The 19,158-nt window shown below is 60.8% G+C and carries 17 protein-coding genes; 11 read left to right on the forward strand and 6 right to left on the reverse strand.

From position 1 onward, the window contains the following. Positions 1-121 precede the first annotated feature (121 nt). Complete coding sequence (locus ACSQ3I_RS22410) at positions 122-742, forward strand: MarC family protein (RefSeq protein WP_436002592.1); 621 nt, start codon at positions 122-124, stop codon at positions 740-742. A 24-nt stretch (positions 743-766) separates the two neighbouring features. Here ACSQ3I_RS22410 and ACSQ3I_RS22415 read toward each other — a convergent pair whose 3' ends face one another. Further along, entirely contained in the window at positions 767-1,312 is a 546-nt protein-coding gene (locus ACSQ3I_RS22415; protein WP_436002594.1) for a single-stranded DNA-binding protein, read from the reverse strand. Between the two features lie 260 nt (positions 1,313-1,572). Here ACSQ3I_RS22415 and uvrA point away from each other — a divergent pair, with 260 nt between their 5' ends. The 3 genes from uvrA to ACSQ3I_RS22430 are packed head-to-tail and all read left to right on the forward strand — an operon-like array spanning position 1,573 to position 5,782. Continuing rightward, positions 1,573-4,494: an excinuclease ABC subunit UvrA gene (uvrA, locus tag ACSQ3I_RS22420; protein ID WP_436002596.1), complete on the forward strand. Its 2,922-nt coding sequence runs from the start codon at positions 1,573-1,575 to the stop codon at positions 4,492-4,494. Then, positions 4,491-4,952 carry a GNAT family N-acetyltransferase gene (locus ACSQ3I_RS22425; protein WP_436002598.1) on the forward strand — a complete coding sequence of 154 codons (462 nt, stop codon included), beginning with the start codon at positions 4,491-4,493 and terminating at the stop codon, positions 4,950-4,952. The genes uvrA and ACSQ3I_RS22425 overlap by 4 nt, the downstream gene beginning before the upstream one ends. Positions 4,953-4,975: 23 nt before the next feature. Further along, on the forward strand, positions 4,976-5,782 hold the full coding sequence (locus ACSQ3I_RS22430) for a DUF72 domain-containing protein (RefSeq protein WP_436002600.1): 807 nt from the start codon (positions 4,976-4,978) through the stop codon (positions 5,780-5,782). 32 nt (positions 5,783-5,814) lie between these two features. Here ACSQ3I_RS22430 and ACSQ3I_RS22435 read toward each other — a convergent pair whose 3' ends face one another. Beyond that, positions 5,815-7,287: an NAD(P)H-hydrate dehydratase gene (locus tag ACSQ3I_RS22435; protein ID WP_436002602.1), complete on the reverse strand. Its 1,473-nt coding sequence runs from the start codon at positions 7,285-7,287 to the stop codon at positions 5,815-5,817. A 343-nt stretch (positions 7,288-7,630) separates the two neighbouring features. On the opposite strand from ACSQ3I_RS22435, the gene ACSQ3I_RS22440 reads away from it, so the two are divergent. Together ACSQ3I_RS22440 and glnA are read left to right on the forward strand one after the other, a co-directional pair. After that, entirely contained in the window at positions 7,631-7,969 is a 339-nt protein-coding gene (locus ACSQ3I_RS22440; RefSeq protein ID WP_018324798.1) for a P-II family nitrogen regulator, read from the forward strand. Positions 7,970-8,024: 55 nt separating this feature from the next. Next, positions 8,025-9,434: a type I glutamate--ammonia ligase gene (gene glnA / locus ACSQ3I_RS22445; protein WP_436002604.1), complete on the forward strand. Its 1,410-nt coding sequence runs from the start codon at positions 8,025-8,027 to the stop codon at positions 9,432-9,434. Positions 9,435-9,696: 262 nt separating this feature from the next. On the opposite strand, the gene ACSQ3I_RS22450 is transcribed toward glnA, so the two are convergent. Continuing rightward, positions 9,697-10,734: a TAXI family TRAP transporter solute-binding subunit gene (locus ACSQ3I_RS22450; RefSeq protein ID WP_436002606.1), complete on the reverse strand. Its 1,038-nt coding sequence runs from the start codon at positions 10,732-10,734 to the stop codon at positions 9,697-9,699. A gap of 17 nt (positions 10,735-10,751) precedes the next feature. Further along, on the reverse strand, positions 10,752-12,344 hold the full coding sequence (locus ACSQ3I_RS22455; RefSeq protein ID WP_436002607.1) for a hypothetical protein: 1,593 nt from the start codon (positions 12,342-12,344) through the stop codon (positions 10,752-10,754). Between the two features lie 220 nt (positions 12,345-12,564). Between ACSQ3I_RS22455 and ACSQ3I_RS22460 the strand changes: the two genes are divergently transcribed. Continuing rightward, positions 12,565-13,482, forward strand: a complete 918-nt coding sequence (locus tag ACSQ3I_RS22460) for a DMT family transporter (protein WP_436002609.1) — start codon at positions 12,565-12,567, stop codon at positions 13,480-13,482. Between the two features lie 80 nt (positions 13,483-13,562). After that, the gene (hspQ, locus tag ACSQ3I_RS22465) at positions 13,563-13,892 is read left to right on the forward strand and encodes a heat shock protein HspQ (RefSeq protein WP_436002611.1); all 330 of its coding nucleotides are present in this window, start codon (positions 13,563-13,565) and stop codon (positions 13,890-13,892) included. A 73-nt stretch (positions 13,893-13,965) separates the two neighbouring features. On the opposite strand, the gene ACSQ3I_RS22470 is transcribed toward hspQ, so the two are convergent. Further along, a complete protein-coding gene (locus tag ACSQ3I_RS22470) occupies positions 13,966-14,601 on the reverse strand; it encodes an invasion associated locus B family protein (protein WP_436002613.1) in 636 nt (211 codons plus the stop codon). Positions 14,602-14,883: 282 nt separating this feature from the next. On the opposite strand from ACSQ3I_RS22470, the gene ACSQ3I_RS22475 reads away from it, so the two are divergent. The 3 genes from ACSQ3I_RS22475 (at position 14,884) to ACSQ3I_RS22485 (ending at position 18,481) form a co-directional block, all read left to right on the forward strand. Then, positions 14,884-16,680 (forward strand): extracellular solute-binding protein, encoded by a 1,797-nt coding sequence (locus tag ACSQ3I_RS22475; RefSeq protein ID WP_436002689.1) that lies wholly within the window; start codon positions 14,884-14,886, stop codon positions 16,678-16,680. Between the two features lie 85 nt (positions 16,681-16,765). Beyond that, positions 16,766-17,425, forward strand: coding sequence for a DsbA family oxidoreductase (locus ACSQ3I_RS22480; RefSeq protein WP_436002615.1), 660 nt, complete (start codon positions 16,766-16,768; stop codon positions 17,423-17,425). A gap of 117 nt (positions 17,426-17,542) precedes the next feature. After that, complete coding sequence (locus ACSQ3I_RS22485; protein WP_436002617.1) at positions 17,543-18,481, forward strand: DMT family transporter; 939 nt, start codon at positions 17,543-17,545, stop codon at positions 18,479-18,481. Between the two features lie 194 nt (positions 18,482-18,675). On the opposite strand, the gene ACSQ3I_RS22490 is transcribed toward ACSQ3I_RS22485, so the two are convergent. Then, the gene (locus ACSQ3I_RS22490) at positions 18,676-19,146 is read right to left on the reverse strand and encodes an OsmC family protein (protein WP_436002619.1); all 471 of its coding nucleotides are present in this window, start codon (positions 19,144-19,146) and stop codon (positions 18,676-18,678) included. Between the last annotated feature and the right edge of the window lie 12 nt (positions 19,147-19,158).

Below are 19,158 nucleotides of genomic sequence, written 5' to 3' on the forward strand. Positions count from 1 at the left end.
GCGTGTTTGACGCCCGCCCTTCCAGGATCGCCGGATCGTAAAAATCGCGTCATAGGGCTTTGACCTTGATGCTCGCAGGCGGCACAATCGCGCCCGGGGAACAAAAAGGGGTACCGTTGCCATGGACGTGATGATCAACGCGTTGACGACGCTACTGGTGACGCTGGATCCACCTGGGCTTGCGCCAATCTTCCTTGGGCTAACTGTCGGCATGAGCCGCGAACAACGCCGCCAAGTTGCGTTCCGCGGCACGCTGATCGCCTTCTGTATCCTTGCCGTCTTTGCGCTGTTCGGCTCCGGAGTGCTCGGCATCCTCGGCATTTCGATCGGCGCTTTCCGCATCGCAGGCGGCATGCTCCTGTTCTGGATCGCTTTCGAGATGGTGTTCGAGAAACGCCAGGAGCGCAAGGAAAAGACATCCGAGGCGGCGATCACCAAGGACCACATCCACAACATCGCCGTGTTTCCGCTGGCCCTGCCACTGATTGCCGGCCCGGGCGCCATTTCGGCGACGATCCTGCTCGCCGGCTCGATGCCCTCAGCATTCGACCGGTTTCAGCTGATCCTGATCATCGCCTTCTGCACGCTGGTGCTGTTCGCCACGCTGATCATCGCCGAACGGATCGACCGTTTCCTCGGCGTTACCGGCCGGGCGATCCTCACCCGGCTGCTCGGCGTCATTCTGGCCGCCCTTGCCGCCCAATTCGTCGTCGACGGCATCCGTTCCGCATTCGCGATCTGATTACGGCCGACAGACGGCAGCGGGTCAAAATGGGATGTCGTCGTCGAGATCGCGGGAAAAATTGCCGCCGGACGAGGAAGACGACGAGCTGCCGCGGGCGGGCGCGCCGCGCGACGATGATGGCGACTGGCCGTAATCATCGCCACCGTAATCACCGCCGAAGTCGCTGGAAGGACGCCCGCTGCTGCCACCGAAGCTGCGATCGCCGCCACCTTCGCCACGCCCGTCGAGCATGGTCAGCGTCGAATTGAAGCCTTGCAGCACCACTTCCGTCGAATAACGGTCCTGGCCGTCGCGATCCTGCCACTTGCGTGTCTGCAGGGCGCCCTCGATGTAGAGCTTGGCGCCCTTCTTGACATATTGCTCGACGACCTTGCATAGGCCTTCGTTGAAGACGACGACGCTATGCCATTCCGTCTTTTCGCGGCGCTCGCCCGAATTGCGGTCCCGCCAGGTCTCGGACGTGGCGATGCGCAGGTTGGCAATCGGCTTGCCGTCCTGCGTGCGGCGGATTTCGGGGTCGGCGCCCACGTTTCCAATCAGAATTACCTTGTTGACGCTGCCAGCCATACGCTTCACCCTGCCCGCCGCCTGTCCTGCGGCATCTCACGAGAAAAATTTGATCCGGTCATCTTAAACCATCGAAACGCCGCGATGGTTCACCCTGTTTCGTAATCCACAGACAATTTTGTTCTTTATTTGTTCTAATAAATCTCTATAGTCCTGTCAACTGAATCGAATATTCCGCCTCGACACGCGCAATCGCATGACTACATAAGGACTGCCTTTACCGGATAGCGCCGGTCTTGTCCCCGGATATGAGTGAACCCATGAGTGAACTGAAATCGCTTTCCATTCGCGGTGCCCGCGAACATAATCTCAAGAGCATCGATCTCGACTTGCCGCGCAATTCGCTGATCGTCATGACGGGGCTTTCCGGATCGGGAAAATCGTCGCTCGCCTTCGATACGATCTATGCGGAAGGCCAGCGGCGCTATGTCGAAAGCCTGTCTGCTTACGCCCGTCAGTTCCTCGAGATGATGCAGAAGCCGGATGTCGATAGGATCGACGGCCTGTCGCCGGCAATCTCCATCGAGCAGAAGACCACGTCGCGCAATCCGCGCTCGACGGTCGGCACGGTGACGGAAATCTACGACTACATGCGCCTCTTGTTTGCGCGTGTCGGCGTTCCCTATTCGCCGGCGACGGGTCTGCCGATCGAAAGCCAGACGGTCAGCCAGATGGTCGATCGCGTGCTGGCCTTCGAGGAAGGAACGCGCCTTTATATTCTTGCGCCGATGATCCGCGGCCGCAAGGGCGAGTACAAGAAAGAACTCGCCGAGCTGATGAAGAAGGGGTTCCAGCGCGTCAAGATCGACGGCCAGTTCTACGAGATCGCCGACGCCCCGACGCTCGACAAGAAATACAAGCATGACATCGATGTCGTCGTCGATCGCCTTGTGGTGCGGTCCGATATCGCGGCGCGCCTTGCCGACAGTCTTGAGACCAGCCTGCGGCTGGCCGATGGCCTGGCGGTTGCCGAATTCGCCGACAAGCCCTTGCCGCCGGAAGAGACGGCGGCCGGCGGATCGGCCAACAAGTCGCTGAACGAAACGCACGAGCGGGTGCTGTTTTCGGAAAAATTCGCCTGCCCGGTTTCCGGTTTCACCATTCCGGAAATCGAGCCACGGCTGTTTTCGTTCAACAATCCGTTTGGCGCCTGCCCCTCCTGCGATGGTCTCGGCTCGTTGCAGAAGATCGATGAGGCGTTGATCGTGCCCGAGCACGACAAGCGGCTGAAGGATGGCGCGGTGGCGCCCTGGGCCAAGTCGACCTCGCCTTATTACAACCAGACGCTTGAAGCGCTGGGCAAGGCATTTGGCTTCAAGCTCAATGATCGCTGGTCGGATCTTTCGATCTCGGCGCAGGCGGCGATCCTCCACGGGACCGAGGAGAAGATCGAATTCCTCTATGCCGACGGCGCACGCTCCTACACGACGACAAAAACCTTCGAGGGTATCGTTCCCAATCTCGAGCGCCGCTGGAAGGAGACGGATTCCGCCTGGGCGCGTGAAGAAATCGAGCGTTACATGTCGGCGGCCCCCTGCCCGGCCTGCAACGGCTTTCGCCTGAAACCGGAGGCGCTGGCCGTCAAGATCAACCGCCTGCATATCGGCGAAGTCACCAACATGTCGATCCGGGTGGCACGCGACTGGTTCGAGATTCTGCCGGAAAAACTGACGGCAAAGCAGAACGAGATCGCCGTCCGTATCCTCAAGGAAATCCGCGAACGCCTGCAGTTCCTCAACGATGTCGGCCTTGATTATCTCAGCCTGTCGCGCAATTCCGGCACGCTGTCCGGCGGCGAAAGCCAGCGCATCCGGCTTGCGTCGCAGATCGGCTCCGGCTTGACGGGTGTGCTGTACGTGCTCGACGAACCGTCGATCGGCTTGCACCAGCGCGACAATGCCCGGCTGCTCGATACGCTGAAACACCTGCGCGACATCGGAAACACTGTGATCGTCGTCGAACATGACGAGGACGCCATCCTGACGGCGGATTATGTGGTCGATATCGGACCGGCGGCCGGCGTGCATGGCGGGCAGGTGGTCGCCGAAGGCACGCCGCAGCAGGTCATGGCCAATCCGAAATCGCTGACCGGAAAGTATCTCTCTGGAGAACTCGGCGTGCCGGTTCCCGCCGACCGGCGCAAACCGAAAAAGGGCAAGGAGATCAAGGTCGTCGGTGCCCGCGGCAACAACCTGAAAAATGTCACGGCCGCCATTCCGCTCGGTGTCTTCACGGCGGTGACCGGTGTTTCCGGCGGCGGCAAGTCGACCTTCCTGATCGAGACCCTGTACAAGTCGGCGGCCCGGCGCGTCATGGGCGCGCGCGAAAACCCGGCCGATCACGACCGGATCGACGGTTTCGAGCATATCGACAAGGTGATCGACATCGACCAGTCGCCGATCGGCCGGACACCGCGCTCGAACCCGGCGACCTATACCGGCGCCTTTACACCGATCCGCGACTGGTTCGCCGGCCTGCCGGAAGCCAAGGCGCGCGGCTACCAGCCGGGCCGCTTCTCCTTCAATGTCAAGGGCGGCCGCTGCGAAGCCTGCCAGGGCGATGGCGTCATCAAGATCGAGATGCACTTCCTGCCGGATGTCTACGTCACCTGCGACGTCTGCCATGGCAAGCGCTACAATCGCGAAACGCTCGACGTCACCTTCAAGAGCAAGTCGATTGCCGATGTCCTCGACATGACGGTGGAAGAAGGCGTCGATTTCTTCGCGGCCGTTCCGGCTGTCCGCGACAAGCTGCAATCGTTGAAGGATGTCGGGCTTGGTTACATCAAGGTCGGCCAGCAGGCGAACACGCTGTCGGGCGGTGAGGCGCAACGCGTCAAGCTCGCCAAGGAACTGTCGAAGCGCTCCACCGGCCGCACGCTCTATATCCTCGACGAACCGACCACCGGCCTGCATTTCCATGACGTCGCCAAACTCCTGGAAATGCTCCAGGAACTGGTCAATCAGGGCAATTCCGTCGTAGTCATCGAACACAATCTAGAAGTGATCAAGACAGCCGACTGGATCCTCGATTTCGGTCCGGAAGGTGGCGATGGCGGTGGCGAGATCGTCGCTGTCGGTACGCCGGAGCAGATCGTGCGCGAGGAGCGCTCCTATACAGGCCAATTCCTTAAGGAGTTGCTGGAGCGTCGGCCGGCGAAGAAGGCAGTTGCAGCCGAATGACGATGAGGCTCGCCACTGCCGCGGATTTACCGCTTGTCGTGGCGCTGACGGCTGCGGCCTACCAGCCCTACACCGACGCTTTCGGTTACCCGCCGATTCCGGTGACGGAGGACTATGGCCCGCGCATCGCGCGCGGTGAAGTCTGGCTGCGGCAGATCGATGGCAGCGTGGCCGGGCTGGCGGTGGTCGAGCGCCATTCCGATCACGTGATGCTCTTCAGTATTGCAGTGTCGCCGGAATTCCAGCGGTCGGGACAGGGCCTGGCGATCTTGAACTGGCTGGAAGCCAAGGCGCGGGAATGGTCCCTGCCCGAACTGCGGCTGTACACAAATGCGAGGATGGAGCGGAATATCGCGCTCTATCTGACCTTCGGTTTTCTGGAAACGGGTCGACGGCCCAATCCCTATCGGCCAGGATGGACCATCGTCGACATGGCAAAAACAATCGACGCGGGGTGAACCTCGCCAGCGAGGAGGAACGAATGAGCAAATCGGGTACGATCCGCGTGGGTATCGGCGGCTGGACGTTCGAGCCGTGGCGCGGACATTTCTTTCCCAACGATCTCAAGCAGAAGGACGAGTTGAACTACGCCAGCCGGCAACTGAAGGTCATCGAGGTCAACGGCACCTATTATGCGACGCAGAAGCCGGAAACCTTTGCCAAGTGGGCGGCCGATGTTCCGGATGACTTCATCTTCTCGCTCAAGGCGACCCGGTTTGTCACCAATCGCCGCGTGCTGGCGGAGACCGGAGAATCGATGGGGAAATTCCTGTCGTCGGGTATCAGCGAACTTGGCGATCATCTCGGCCCACTGCTCTGGCAGTTCGCGCCGACGAAAAAGTTCGACCCCGAGGATTTCGAGGCTTTCCTAAAACTCCTGCCGGCGAAGCAGGACGGCTTGTCTCTGCGGCATGTGGTCGAAGTTCGCCACGATTCCTTCAAGGTGCCGGAATTCGTCGCGCTACTGGCTAAATACGGCGTGGCGCCGGTTTGCGCCGAACATTTCGACTATCCGATGGTCGCCGACGTGACCGCCGATTTTGTCTATGCCCGTCTGCAGAAGGGCTCTGACGATATTCCGACCTGCTATCCGGAAAAAGATATGAAGGATTGGGCGTTTCGGCTGAAACACTGGGCCGAAGGCAAACTGCCGGACGACCTGCCGCTGGTGGACCAAGGCCGAAAGGTGGAAGCCAAACCGCGTGACGTCTTCGCCTTCATGATCCATGAAGGCAAGGTGAATGCGCCCCATGGTGCAATTGCCCTGCAAAAACAGGTGGACGCGTAGCGTCCGGATCCTTCGTTCCCATGGAAGGCGTCTCAGGCGCGGCGAACGGTTTCGGCGAGGTCTTCTGAGGTCAGGCCCTCGCCAAGGCGGGTGCCTGCCTCGCCGTGACGATAGACGGCGGCGCAGGCAGCTTCGTAAGCCGGCATGCCTTGCGCCATGAGCCCGCCGATCATGCCGGCGAGAACGTCTCCCGAGCCGGCTGTGGCGAGCCACTGCGGTGCATTGACGTTGATCGCGGCACGCCCATCGGGCGCGGCGATCACTGTGTCTGCACCCTTGAAGACGATGACGGCATGGGCGCGTGCGGCGGCGCGGAGCGCCTTTTCGGTCTTGCCGAACTTGTCGGCGGTGGCGATGTCAGGAAACAACCGGGCGAATTCGCCCTCGTGCGGCGTCAGCACCAGCCGGGTTTTTCCACCGGCAAACAGCGAGAACAATGCCTCCGGTGTTTCCCGGAAGGAACTGATGCCGTCTGCGTCGAGCACCAGCGGCCTTTGGAAAAGCGCCGTGACGAATTGCCTTGCCTTTTCGCCGATGCCGAAACCCGGCCCGAGCACGAAGGCGGACAAGCGGGCGTCCTCGATCCATGCGGTCAGCGCGGCGGCGTCATTCACCTCGCGCAACATGACGGATGTCAGCGCACCGGCGTTGACGGCAAGCGCCTCCGCCGGCGATGCCAAAGTTACCAGTCCGGCGCCGATGCGGAAACCTGCCCGGCTGGAAAGCCTTGCCGCTCCGGTCGTCGTCGGTCCGCCCGAGAAGACCACCAGGTGACCGCGCCTGAATTTGTGGGCATCGACACCGGTTTCCGGCAGATGATCGATCCAGATCGCCGGCGTGTTTTCGCACAATGGGCCGGCATGCCGTTCGACGATCCGGTGCGGCATGCCGATATCGAAGATTTCGACGTCGCCGCACAGGCTGCGCCCCGGCATCAGTCGATGGCCGGGTTTTGCCGTCATGAAGGTGACAGTCCTTTTTGCCTGGAATGCCGTCCCGAGCGCCAGACCGCGCAGGCCGCAAACGCCGCTCGGCAGATCGACGGCCAAGACCGCGGTTCCGGCAGCCCTTACCCGCTCGATGACATCTGCCACTGCCGGCGGAACCGGGCGCGACAACCCGGCACCGAACAGGGCATCGATGACCATGTCGTCCGGCTGCGGCCCGTAGTCTTCGATGGGAGCCGAGACGGCCGGGCATGATGCCCTTGCCTTTGCCGCGTCCCCCCTCAAGGCGGCGGGATCTCCCAGGTGAAAGACCGCAACCTCTGCTCCGCTTTCAACCAGCGCACGCGCGGCGACATAACCGTCGCCACCATTGTTTCCCGGCCCACAGAGCACGACGAACCGGCAAGCTTCGGGGAAATGCCGCAGCGCCGACGCGGCCACCGCCTGGCCTGCCCGCTCCATCAGGCCGAAAGAATCGATGCCCGAGGCGGCTGCGGCGGAATCGCAGGCGCCCATCTCGGCGGGCGTCAGGAGAAGATGCTCGATTGAAACGCTCATCCGCTATCTCTGAAACGAAATCCGGCTGAACACAACATCAATGCCGACGGCGATTGTGGCGCTATTTTATGCATTTGCCTATTTTGCACTCCAATCCGGGCGCGCGCGCGTCGCGCTATTCGGACGGCCATGCTCTAACTCCTTGTGAAATCGAAGCGATTTAAACAAAAAATAGGCAAAGACGGCTGGTTTTTTCCTCAAATTCAGGCGACAAACAGTAAGAACGGGCGGCGGCGGCGCAAAATTTTGTCGAAAGCGCATTCGGTCTGGCACACTATGTGCATTAACGAGGCGGAGCGGGCTGGAGCCTGCTTTAACGGGAGAAGCGGAGAGATATTTTCTCATGAAAAAGATCGAAGCGATCATTAAGCCTTTCAAGCTCGACGAAGTGAAGGAAGCCCTTCAGGAAGTCGGCTTGCAGGGGATCACCGTCACGGAAGCGAAAGGCTTCGGTCGCCAGAAAGGCCACACGGAACTTTATCGTGGCGCGGAATACGTCGTCGATTTTCTGCCGAAGGTCAAAGTCGAAGTCGTGCTGGCGGACGAGAATGCGGAGGCCGTGATCGAGGCCATCCGCAATGCCGCCCAGACCGGACGCATCGGGGACGGAAAAATCTTCGTTTCCAACATCGAAGAGGTCATTCGCATCCGTACCGGGGAAACCGGTATCGATGCCATATAGTAGCCCCGTCGTCAGACGGGATCATAATCGTCATCTCACTCAAGGAAAATGTTAAATGACGACCGCAAGTGATATCCTGAAGCAGATCAAGGAGAACGACGTCAAGTTCGTCGATCTGCGCTTCACCGATCCGAAGGGCAAGCTGCAGCATTTGACGATGGACGTCACGGTTGTAGACGAAGACATGTTCGCCGACGGCGTCATGTTCGACGGCTCTTCGATTGCCGGCTGGAAGGCCATCAACGAGTCGGACATGGTGTTGATGCCGGATACCGAGACGGTCCACATGGACCCGTTCTTCGCGCAGTCCACCATGGTCATCCTCTGTGACATTCTCGATCCGGTGTCGGGCGAAGCCTACAACCGCGATCCGCGCGGCACGGCCAAGAAGGCCGAAGCCTATCTCAAGGCGTCGGGTATCGGCGATACCATCTTCGTCGGTCCGGAACCGGAATTCTTCGTGTTCGACGACGTCAAGTACAAGGCCGATCCGTACAATACCGGCTTCAAGCTCGACTCCACCGAACTGCCGTCCAACGACGACACCGACTACGAGACCGGCAACCTCGGCCACCGTCCGCGCGTCAAGGGCGGCTATTTCCCGGTTCCGCCGGTCGACAGCCTCCAGGACATGCGCTCCGAAATGCTGACGGTTCTCACCGAGATGGGCGTCGTCGTCGAAAAGCATCACCATGAAGTTGCGTCCGCCCAGCACGAGCTCGGCGTCAAGTTCGACACGCTGGTGCGCAACGCCGACAAGATGCAGATCTACAAGTACGTCGTGCACCAGGTCGCCAATGCCTACGGCAAGACGGCAACCTTCATGCCGAAGCCGATCTTCGGCGACAACGGTTCGGGCATGCACGTGCACCAGTCGATCTGGAAAGCCGGCAAGCCGACGTTTGCAGGCGACGAGTATGCAGGCCTGTCGGAAAGCTGCCTGTATTACATCGGCGGCATCATCAAGCATGCCAAGGCGATCAACGCCTTCACCAACCCGACCACCAACTCCTACAAGCGTCTGGTCCCGGGTTATGAAGCGCCGGTTCTGCTCGCCTACTCGGCGCGTAACCGTTCTGCCTCGTGCCGCATTCCGTTCGGCTCCAACCCGAAGGCAAAGCGCGTCGAAGTCCGCTTCCCGGATCCGACCCAGAACCCCTATCTCGGTTTCGCCGCCATGCTGATGGCCGGCCTCGACGGCATCAAGAACAAGATCCATCCCGGCAAGCCGATGGACAAGGATCTGTACGACCTGCCGCCGAAGGAACTGCGCAAGATCCCGACCGTCTGCGGCTCGCTCCGCGAAGCGCTGGAAAGCCTCGACAAGGACCGCAAGTTCCTGACCGCCGGCGGCGTCTTCGATGACGATCAGATCGACAGCTTCATCGAGCTGAAGATGCAGGAAGTCGTTCGTTTCGAAATGACCCCGCATCCGGTCGAATACGACATGTACTATTCGGCCTGATCAAGGCCAATACATCGGTCCCGCTTCGGCGGGATCGATGCAGATACGACAAGGGGCGATCTTCGGATGAAGAGTCGCCCCATTTTTTTGGCAAGGTTGAAGCCTCTCCACCGTCATGCTCGGCCTTGTGCCGAGCATCCAAGCACGTCGAATACATTATTTATCGTCAATGGCTTGGGTGATGTCGGCAGATCCTCGGGACAGGCCCGAGGATGACGAAAATGGACGATGAACGCCCACTCGGCCTTGTGATCCGGCCTGCTTACTGCTGCTTCAGTCGTTGCTTCAGCAGGTTGAGGTATTCCTCGTTGCCGTCGTTGTTCGTCGTTGTCTTCGCCGGCGTGGTGCAGGACGGCTTGTAGTCGAGCGCCATGCCTGCCTTCACGCAGACGCCTACCTGCCAGCCGGGCGGCAGCGCGGTGAGGTCCACCGTCTTCCACTTCGGATGGCCGGTCTGCGAAAGCTTGTCGAGATTATTGAGGATCAGGTTGGAAAAGTCCGAAACCGACTTGCAGCTTTCACGCTGGTAGGCGTTGCGCTTGACGTCGTAGTCATAGGTCATCAGCACCGCCTTGACGGCGATCAGGTCGACCGGCTTGTCGAGGAAGGAATAGGTGCCGGCCTCGATCTTCGACGGTGTATAGGTGGCCAGAAGCGGCGCATCGGTGATCGGCAACAGGTGGAATTTCGCCGGATCGATGCTCTCGTTCCTGAACAGCGGCGCCGGTGCGCCGGCCACGTAGAAGAAGGCGTCGATCTCGCCGGAGAGCAGTTTCGGCAAGGCTTCGTCGGGATTGAGCGGCAGGCGCTCGCCGCCCTTGACCTGCAGGATATCGAGGATCAGCGACGAGGTCAGGAACGTGCCGCTGTCTTTCTTGCCGACGGCGATCTTGTGGTTGGCCAGATCCTTGACGCTGGCGATGTCCTTGCGCGCCAGGATGTGGATCTCTTCGTTATAGAGAGGGAACATGATGCGCACGCCGCGCACCGCCTGCTGCACATCCGGATCGTTGGCCTCAAAGGTTTTCAGATATTCGAGCACGTCGCTTTGCACGATGCCGAACTGGGTGTTGCGGCGGTTGCGCACGCCGACGAAATTTTCCAGCGAGCCGGCGCTTTCGACCACGTTAAGCGTCTGGCCGCAGGCCTTGCCCAGCGTGGCGATGTCACGGCCGATCTGGATGTAGGTACCGCTGGCGCCGCCGGTCATGATGTTGCGCTGAAACTCCGCCGCTGTGGCTTCGGAGACCGCCCATGCCATCACCACTGCCGCGATACAGGCCTTGAAACGATTACGCATCCTTCATCTTCCTCCGCTCAGCAACTACTCTTGAGATCGCGGATGAGATTCCGCAGTGAAATCACCGGAACTTTTCCGAGTACCGATTCAAGCGATGTGGTGACGCATTCGCCGGTGACCAACATTTGTTTCAGGGTTAGCCGATCGGACGAACTCAAGCCGTCGAGGCCGGGTGCGCCTGAAAGCGCCCGCTCCACGTTGAAAGCATCACGTGGCGTTTTCAAAGGTGTGGGGCGTGTCGCCTGCGTTTCAGGCTTGGTCGCGCTCGCCAGCTTCTGTTTGGCTTCGGCCAGTTCCGCCTCCAGCCGCAGACGCTCTTCAAATCCCTTGCCCTGTTCTTCCTGCAGGGCGGCAACCGCTTGCCTTGTTTCGTCCAGCTGTTTTTCCAGCGCCTTTGCCTGCTCCACTGCCTTGTTGCGCGCGTCGTCCGCCTGGATCAATTCAGCTTGACGCTGGTCGACAAGCAGCTGCAGGTCGGGAACGGTCTTGTTCTTGAGCGTCCGCAATTCTTCATCGATTGCAGCCTGTCGGCCACCAGCCCCCTGCTGCAAAGCGGTAATCTGTTTTTCGAGAACCGCCTTGTCTTTCAGCGCCTGATCGCGGGCGGATTCGGTGGAAGTCAGCTTCTGCGAAAGCGCGGCATTGGCCGCGTCGTTGTTGCCGGACGTCAACTTGGTCAGTTCCTGCAGATCGGCAAGCTGCTTTTCCAACGCGGCGATCTGTTTTTCGAAGGCCCCTCTGTCTTTCAGCGCCTGGTCGCGCGCCGTTTCGGCCGTGGCCAGTTTTTGCGACAATGCGGTGTTGGCCGCATCGTTGTTTCCGGATGTGAGTTTGGTCAGTTCCTGCAGGTCGGAAAGCTGCTTTTCGGCAGTCGCCTTGTCTGCGACAGCCCGGTCACGGGCCTGCTCGGCCGCCTTCAGGGCGCCATCCCCTTGTTTCTGCGCAGCCGTTTCGGCCTCGTTTACAAGCGCCGTCAGGCGAGCCACCTGCTGCGCCAGCTCGGATTTTTCGGCCAGAGCCTTGTCGCGCGCCTTCTCTGCAAGCGTCACCTGCTGCTTCAGAGCCTCGCCGGAAGCATCCGCCTCACCGGCGGTCAGCTTGGTCAACTCTTCAAGGTCGGCCAGTTGTTGCTCTGCCGATGCCTTATCCTTGAGTGCGGCATCGCGTGACTTTTCGGCGGCGGCCAGTTTTTCGGCGAGCTGTTTGCTCTGCGTGTCCGAAACCTCGGCGTTGCCCGACGTCAGTTCGGTGAGTTGCTGCAAGGCCTTGAGTTGTTCTTCCAGATCCTTGCTTGCTGCCAGCGCCTCGTCGCGCGCTTTCTCAGCGGTTGCGACACGGCCATCGGAATCACCCTTGCCGCTGTCGGCGGCAAGCAGTTTTTCGGTCATCTGGTCAAGCTCGCCCGATTGGCGCTGCACCTGTTGGGTCAGTTCGTCGCGTTCGGCGCGCAACGCTTCCAGTGCGGCGGTGTCCGGCTGCGTGCCGAATCGAACATAGGCGTAGCTGCCGGCAGCACCCAGCACGAGGCTGATCACGATGGCGAAGATCACGCCCATCGCACCTGAGGATTTGCCACCCGGGCCTGCATCCCTGCCCCATTGATTGGCCACGATCATCACCCGTTCGAAAATTGCCTGTCTACGTCAGGTAGCGCGATTTCCACAATGGTGCAAGCAAGCCGGACGGCGCGGCAGGACGTACGAAAAACCTCGCCTTCTATCCGTGCGCATCTCTTCCCAAGCGATAGCCATAGGTCTAAGAGGAACCACTTCCGACCTTCGAACCCGCCGGTCCGGCCATGTCTGCGCCGCCATGGCCGATTGCAGTGACATGACCTCATCTTCAGCCCGCCCCGTCGACTGGCTCATCTTCATCCTTGCGGCCGTCTTCTTCTCCAGCAACCTGGTTTTCGGGCGCGGCATCAGTGCCGATGTCGGGCCGTTCATCACCGCCTTCCTGCGCTGGTCGGGCGCGGCACTGTTTCTTTTGCCCTTTGTCTATCGCGACCGGCAGGAAAGCCTGCCTTTCATGCGCAGGCACACGGGGATCTGGTTGCTGCTCGGTTTTCTCGGCATGGGCGTCTGCGGCGGCGGTGTTTATTGGTCGCTGAAATACACGACCGCCTCGAATGCGACACTGATCTACACGACCTCGTCGCTGTTCATCATCCTTCTGGAGCGCGTCCTGCGGGGCCGGTTGATTTCGTGGCGGGAAATTGTCGGCATGATCATCGCCTTTGCCGGCGTTACCGTCATCGTGCTCAAGGGCGACTGGCGGGCAGCTTTGCATTTCCGCTTCAATGTCGGCGATCTCGGCATCCTGGCCGCCGCCGTCGCCTGGGCGGCTTATTCGCTGCTGCTGCGTCGCCCGGAAGTGCGGCGCCTGGCGCCGTTGTCGTTGTTCGGCACGGTCTGCCTGGGCGGCGCCCTGTTGCTCGCGCCGGTCGCAGCTTATGAGGCCGCAGCCGGTGCGCCGCTGCCCGACAGTCTTTTCGACTGGACGAGGATTGCCGGTATTATCGTCTTCGCCTCGTTGCTTGCCTTTTCCTGCTTCCAGCATGCGGTGCGGGTGCTTGGCGCCTCGACGGCCGGCCTTTCGCTCTACCTCATGCCGCCGATCTCGATTCTTCTTGCCACGATCTTCCTGGGCGAAAAATTCGAAAGCTATCATGCCGCCGGGATCGTTTTGGTCATGGGCGGCGTTATACTGGCGACAGCGCCGTTGCCGCGGCGATCGCAGGCAATGTGACAGCTTGTTAACAGCAAGGTCCGATAACTCTTGATGTCGGCGTCGATTGGCACCACATTATGCAGGGAAAGGAACATGCCATGAAGCAGAGCAACGCCAAGTTCAGAATCGGTGAGGTCGTCCGCCATCGGATTTTCCCGTTCCGTGGCGTCGTTTTCGATGTGGACCCCGAATTCTCCAATACGGAAGAGTGGTGGAACGCCATTCCGGCCGAAATCCGCCCGAGCAAAGACCAGCCATTCTACCACCTGCTGGCCGAAAACGACGAGACGGAATACGTCGCCTACGTCTCCGAGCAGAATCTCGTGGCGGACGAAAGCGGCCTTCCCTTGCGCAATCCGCAGATCGGCCAGATCTTCGAAAAGAGCCAGGCTGGCGAATACCGACCGAAGTACAACATCTCCCACTGAGGGATAACGACGAACTGAAAGCAAAAAGCCCGGCCGATGGCCGGGCTTTTGTTTATTCTTCGGGTCGCGAAGCTTACTGCTGGGTTGCAGCCTTCTGGGCTTCTTCCAGCTTCTTGCGGGCTTCCTCGGCCTTCTTCTGCATGCCTTCTTCCAGGCTGCGCTGGCTTTCGGCGAGCTTCGATTCCGACATTGCCTCGCCGTCGAATGCGCCGGTGAAGCCTTCGAGCGAAATCTTGATCGGGTTCGGGGCGCGGCGGAAATTGATCGAGGTGAAGATCACTTCGCCACCCTTCTTGAGCGAGGCGATCATGCCGTCGGTCAGGGCGACTTCGGCCGTGCAACGGTCCGGAAGGCAGACAGCGTAATCGAGCTTCTGGCCCTTGCCACCGTCGATCTGCATGACGACGCCCGGAGGAATGAGGCGCGCGGAGGGAACCGAAACCTGCAGCAGCTTGCGGTTGACCTTGCCCGAAACTGTGATGAGGCCAACGGCCGTGATCATCTGGCCGCTATTGGCGCGCAGGATGTTCTGTACTGCACAGATGTCATTGTCTTCCTGCTTGCTGCAGGTCTTGAACCAGCCGAGCGGCGGCTGACCGGCGGCGGCTGCATCCTGCGCTGCCGAAGTCGAGGGCATGGAAGCCGCGCCGAAGGTAAGAGCGAGAGCGGAAAACCCCGCCCGCGTGAAGGTGTTTGCCTTGATCGTCATAACGAAATCCGTCTCCTGAAATCCGGTGCCGGAACGGCTCTCCACCGGTCCTGACTGATTTGGTTCATTCTGCCGTCACCTGTCGTTCAAATGAGGCAAATAGATGACCCTGTAATCCCGGAACCCCTGTTACATTGGGCCGCGGCGGATATCCAGCATTTCTTTGATCTTCCGCCGCCGCCGCTCGACAATTAACATAATCGCGTGGTGGATTCGCCAGGAACACCCGCAGCGACCTCCTGTGCCGCTGCCGATATTGAAGGAAAAGCCGTGCGCCGACTGATGATTGCTGCCCTGACAAGCCTCGCCCTTGCCCCATGGCTGCATGCCGCCCCGCTGCACGGTATCGCCATGCATGGGGAACCGGCGCTGCCGGCGGATTACAGGCATTTTTCCTACGTCAATCCGGATGTGAAGAAGGGTGGCAAGATCACCTATGGCGTGGTCGGCACCTTCGACAATCTCAATCCCTTCATTCTCAAAAGCATGCGCACCACGGCGCGCGGCATGTGGGATCCGCAATTCGGCAGCATGATGTTCGAATCGCTGATGACCCGCTCGGCCGACGAGCCCTTCAGCCTCTACGGGCTGCTGGCCGAAAGCGTCGAGTGGGACGACACTCGCAGTTTTGCGCAGTTCAACCTCAATCCCAAGGCCCGCTGGTCCGACGGCAAGCCGGTGACGCCCGAAGACGTGATCTTCACCTTCGAACTGCTGCGCGACAAGGGCCGCCTGCCCTTCAACCGCCGGATGGAATCGATCGCCAGGCTGGAAAAGATCGGCGAGCACGGCGTCCGCTTCACCTTCAACGACAAGGCCGACCGGGAAACGCCGCTGATCATCGCCGCCTACATGCCGGTGCTGCCGAAACATGCCGTCGATATCGAGCGTTTCGACCAGTCGTCGCTATCGCCGCCGGTCGGTTCCGGCCCGTATCGCATCAAGTCGGTGGCGCCGGGCGAGCGGATCGTCTACGTGCGCGATCCGAATTATTGGGGCAAGGACATTCCCGCCAAGGTCGGTTTCGACAATTACGACGAGATCGCCGTGGAATATTTTTTGCAGGAAAATACGCTGTTCGAAGCCTTCAAGAAGGGGGAGATCGATCTCTACCTGGACGGCAATCCGGGACATTGGAACCGGGCGTACAATTTCCCGGCCGCCACGTCGGGCGCCATCGTCAAGGACGTCTTCAAGCCGCGGCTGCCGACCGGTATGCTGGGTTTCGTCTTCAACACCCGCCGCCCCTATTTTGCCGATGCCCGGGTGCGCGAGGGCCTGTCGCTGGTGTTCGATTTCGAATGGGCCAACCGCAACCTGTTCGAAAACGCCTATAAGCGGACCCAAAGCTACTGGCAGAATTCCGACCTCTCCAGCCTCGGCGTGCCGGCCGGTCCGCTGGAGCGCGAAATGATGGGTGACATCGCCAGCCGCATCGATCCGGCCGTTCTCGATGGCACCTATCGCATGCCGGTCACCGACGGCTCCGGGCGCGATCGCGCGGTGCTCAAGCAGGCCGTCGATCTCCTGAAAGAGGCGGGGTATGCCATCGAGGACGGTGTGATGGTCGATGCCGGCGGCAAGCAGCTTGCCTTCGAGGTGATGACCCAGAATGCCGACCAGGAGAAGCTGGCGCTTGCCTACCAGCGCTCGCTGCGGGCGCTGGGGATCGCGCTGTCGGTGCGCACGGTCGACGATTCGCAGTTCCAGAGCCGGACCATCAGTTTCAACTTCGACATGGTGATGAAGAGTTTCACCTCGTCGCTTTCTCCGGGCATCGAGCAGGTCTCGCGCTGGGGATCGCAGGCGCGCGACCGGCAGGGCAGCGAAAATTACGCCGGCACCGCCGATCCCGATCTCGACAAGCTGATCGCCAACATGCTGGGCGCCCGCACCGCCGAATCGTTCCAGGCTGCAGTGCGATCCTTCGACCGGATGCTGATTTCCCGGCATTATTTCGTGCCGCTCTACCATCTCGGCGAACAATGGGTGGCCCGCCATCGCCGCATAGGCCGGCCGGAAACCCTGCCGCTCTACGGCTACCAGCTGCCGACATGGTGGGATGCAAGCGCGCAATAATCGCGGGTTCCCTTTTGGTAACCGGTTGAATCCGAATCACCGAAAGCCTAGATCGCGATAACTCTTTCAGACAAAGGACAAACATATGGAGCGGATTACCATCGATATCGTTTCGGACGTCGTCTGCCCGTGGTGCTATCTCGGCAAGGCGCGACTGGAAAAGGCGCTGGCCGAAGTGGCCGACGAGGTGGCTGTCGATATCAACTGGCGCCCCTACCAGCTCAACCCCGACTATCCGCCTGAGGGCGTCGACCAGCAGAAGGCGCTGGCCGAAAAGCTCGGCGGCAAGGCCAACATGGACCGCGCCCACGAAACCCTGACGGCACTCGGCAAGGAAGTCGGCATCAATTTCGATTTCGCCGCCATCAAGATCGGCCCCAACACCATGGATGCCCACCGCCTGCTGCTCTGGGCGCATACCGAAGGCCGCGATATCCAGGACAAGGTGGTGACGGCGCTGTTCAAGGCGAATTTCGAAGAGGGCAAAAACATCGGCGACCACGCCGTGCTTCTCGACATCGCCGAAAAGGCCGGGCTCGACACGGAACTGATCGGCCGCCTGCTGGCGTCGGACGCCGACCGCGAGATGATCGTGACGGAAATCGATTCGGCCAAGCAGATGGGCGTCAACGGCGTACCGTTCTTCATCTTCGAACACCAATATGCCGTCAGCGGCGCGCAGACGCCGGATGTTCTGGCAGGTGCACTGCGGGAAATCGCCGCGCAGAAAGCGCAGGCGCAATAAGAAGCGGTGACGACTCGCGCAGGAAACGCTAAACAAGGCTCCATTCGTGTCGGCTGGCATGTGCCGTCCTGCTCCCAAGGGACCGTCTGACACCCCGTCTTCTTGGAGTTTCCTGCCGTGTCCCCGGACCACAGTCTGAAGGGCGTGCTGTTCGCCTTTGCCGCGTTTGCCGCCTTTTCCTTCAGCGATGCCAGCGTCAAGCTGATCGATGGCGTCTTGTCGCCTTATGAATCCGCCTTCTTCGGTGCGGTTTTCGGGCTTCTCGCCCTGCCGCTGCTGATGAAGAAAGGCGACCGCTGGAGCGACATGTTCCGCAGCACCAACCGGCCGCTGTGGATGCTGCGCTTCTTCGCGGCTGCCGGCGGCGCCATCGGCAGCGTCACCGCCTTCACGCATCTGTCGATGGCGGAAGCCTTTGCGCTGATCTTCCTGCTGCCGTCCTTCGTCACCATCATGTCGGTGATCTTTCTCAAGGAGAAGGTCGGTATCCGGCGCTGGGCGGCGGTGCTGGTCGGTTTTGCCGGCGTACTCGTCGTGCTGCGCCCCGGTTTTCGCGAGTTGTCCATCGGCCATCTGGGCGCCATCGTCGGCGGCATTACCGGCGCTGTGTCGATCATCATCTTTCGCGCCATGGGGCCGCAGGAAAAGAACATCTCGCTTTACGGCGCCGGTGTGCTCGGCTGGATGACGATCAGCGGCCTCCTGACGATCTCGAACTTCGTGCCGCCCAGCGGCGTGCAATGGGTCTATCTCGCCGGCTTTGGCCTGCTGGCGGCAGCCGGCAACGTGCTTTTGATGTATGCGGCCAACCATGCGCCGGCAGCCCTGATCGGCCCGATCCAGTACAGCCAGATGTTATGGGCGATCCTGCTCGGTTATCTGGTTTTCGGCGACAGCATCGACATGCCCACCTGGATCGGCATCGTGCTGATCGTCGGCTCCGGCCTGCTGACGCTGATCCGCGAGCGCCAGCGTGGCACGCCTCTGCCGCCGCCCGTCGCGGCTGCCGACAGCCAGGCGGCCGTGGCGGTGACGCCGGAAAATGAGAAGGTTTAGCGAGATTGATGGGTTGATTGGCGTTGGCGTTGGCGACGGCCCCTCATCCCCCTGCCGGGACCTTCTCCCCGTTCTGACGGGGAGAAGGGGCTTGTGGCACTGTCGGCGCTCCATCCTCCTTCGCCCCGCTTGCGGGGAGAAGGTCCCGGCAGGGGGATGAGGGGCCGTCGCCGCCGACAAACCGCCCCAAAACCTCACTCGACGCGCGGAACGCAACGCACCTCTGTCAGCACCGAATTGGCGATGAAGCAGGCCTCATGTGCGGCGTGATGCAGCGCCTCGTGTTCGGCTTCTCCCGGAACCTTGTCGCCGGAGAAAGTAACGGTCGGATAAAGCGTCACGACCGTCATGGCGATCTTGCCGGCGGCATTTTTCGCCATCACGCCTTCGGCGGCATCGCGATAGGCATCCACCCGGTATCCCGCCTTGGCCGCCAGCGACAGAAACCACAACATATGGCACGAGGAGAGCGAGGCGACGAAAGCCTCCTCCGGATCGACGGCATTTTCTATCGACAGCGGCAGAGGCACGACGTGGGCCGAGGACGATGCGGGAACCGAGATACCGCCATCGAACTCCCAGAGATGAGCGCGGGAGTAGCGATTATCGAGGAACCCTTCGGTCTCACCACGCTGCCAGCTGATCGTCGCCGTATAGATTGCCATCCACCTCTTCCT

It is taken from the genome of Rhizobium sp. LjRoot30 (assembly GCF_964253915.1).
In the GTDB taxonomy this organism is placed as follows: Bacteria; Pseudomonadota; Alphaproteobacteria; order Rhizobiales; family Rhizobiaceae; genus Metarhizobium.

What these genes read in the sequence shown, in the direction of transcription:
- ACSQ3I_RS22410 (WP_436002592.1), top strand. Translation starts at nt 122, where the DNA reads ATGGACGTGATGATCAACGCGTTGACGACGCTACTGGTGACGCTGGAT.
- ACSQ3I_RS22415 (WP_436002594.1), bottom strand. Translation starts at nt 1,312, where the DNA reads ATGGCTGGCAGCGTCAACAAGGTAATTCTGATTGGAAACGTGGGCGCC.
- uvrA (WP_436002596.1), top strand. Translation starts at nt 1,573, where the DNA reads ATGAGTGAACTGAAATCGCTTTCCATTCGCGGTGCCCGCGAACATAAT.
- ACSQ3I_RS22425 (WP_436002598.1), top strand. Translation starts at nt 4,491, where the DNA reads ATGACGATGAGGCTCGCCACTGCCGCGGATTTACCGCTTGTCGTGGCG.
- ACSQ3I_RS22430 (WP_436002600.1), top strand. Translation starts at nt 4,976, where the DNA reads ATGAGCAAATCGGGTACGATCCGCGTGGGTATCGGCGGCTGGACGTTC.
- ACSQ3I_RS22435 (WP_436002602.1), bottom strand. Translation starts at nt 7,287, where the DNA reads ATGAGCGTTTCAATCGAGCATCTTCTCCTGACGCCCGCCGAGATGGGC.
- ACSQ3I_RS22440 (WP_018324798.1), top strand. Translation starts at nt 7,631, where the DNA reads ATGAAAAAGATCGAAGCGATCATTAAGCCTTTCAAGCTCGACGAAGTG.
- glnA (WP_436002604.1), top strand. Translation starts at nt 8,025, where the DNA reads ATGACGACCGCAAGTGATATCCTGAAGCAGATCAAGGAGAACGACGTC.
- ACSQ3I_RS22450 (WP_436002606.1), bottom strand. Translation starts at nt 10,734, where the DNA reads ATGCGTAATCGTTTCAAGGCCTGTATCGCGGCAGTGGTGATGGCATGG.
- ACSQ3I_RS22460 (WP_436002609.1), top strand. Translation starts at nt 12,565, where the DNA reads ATGACCTCATCTTCAGCCCGCCCCGTCGACTGGCTCATCTTCATCCTT.
- hspQ (WP_436002611.1), top strand. Translation starts at nt 13,563, where the DNA reads ATGAAGCAGAGCAACGCCAAGTTCAGAATCGGTGAGGTCGTCCGCCAT.
- ACSQ3I_RS22470 (WP_436002613.1), bottom strand. Translation starts at nt 14,601, where the DNA reads ATGACGATCAAGGCAAACACCTTCACGCGGGCGGGGTTTTCCGCTCTC.
- ACSQ3I_RS22475 (WP_436002689.1), top strand. Translation starts at nt 14,884, where the DNA reads ATGATTGCTGCCCTGACAAGCCTCGCCCTTGCCCCATGGCTGCATGCC.
- ACSQ3I_RS22480 (WP_436002615.1), top strand. Translation starts at nt 16,766, where the DNA reads ATGGAGCGGATTACCATCGATATCGTTTCGGACGTCGTCTGCCCGTGG.
- ACSQ3I_RS22490 (WP_436002619.1), bottom strand. Translation starts at nt 19,146, where the DNA reads ATGGCAATCTATACGGCGACGATCAGCTGGCAGCGTGGTGAGACCGAA.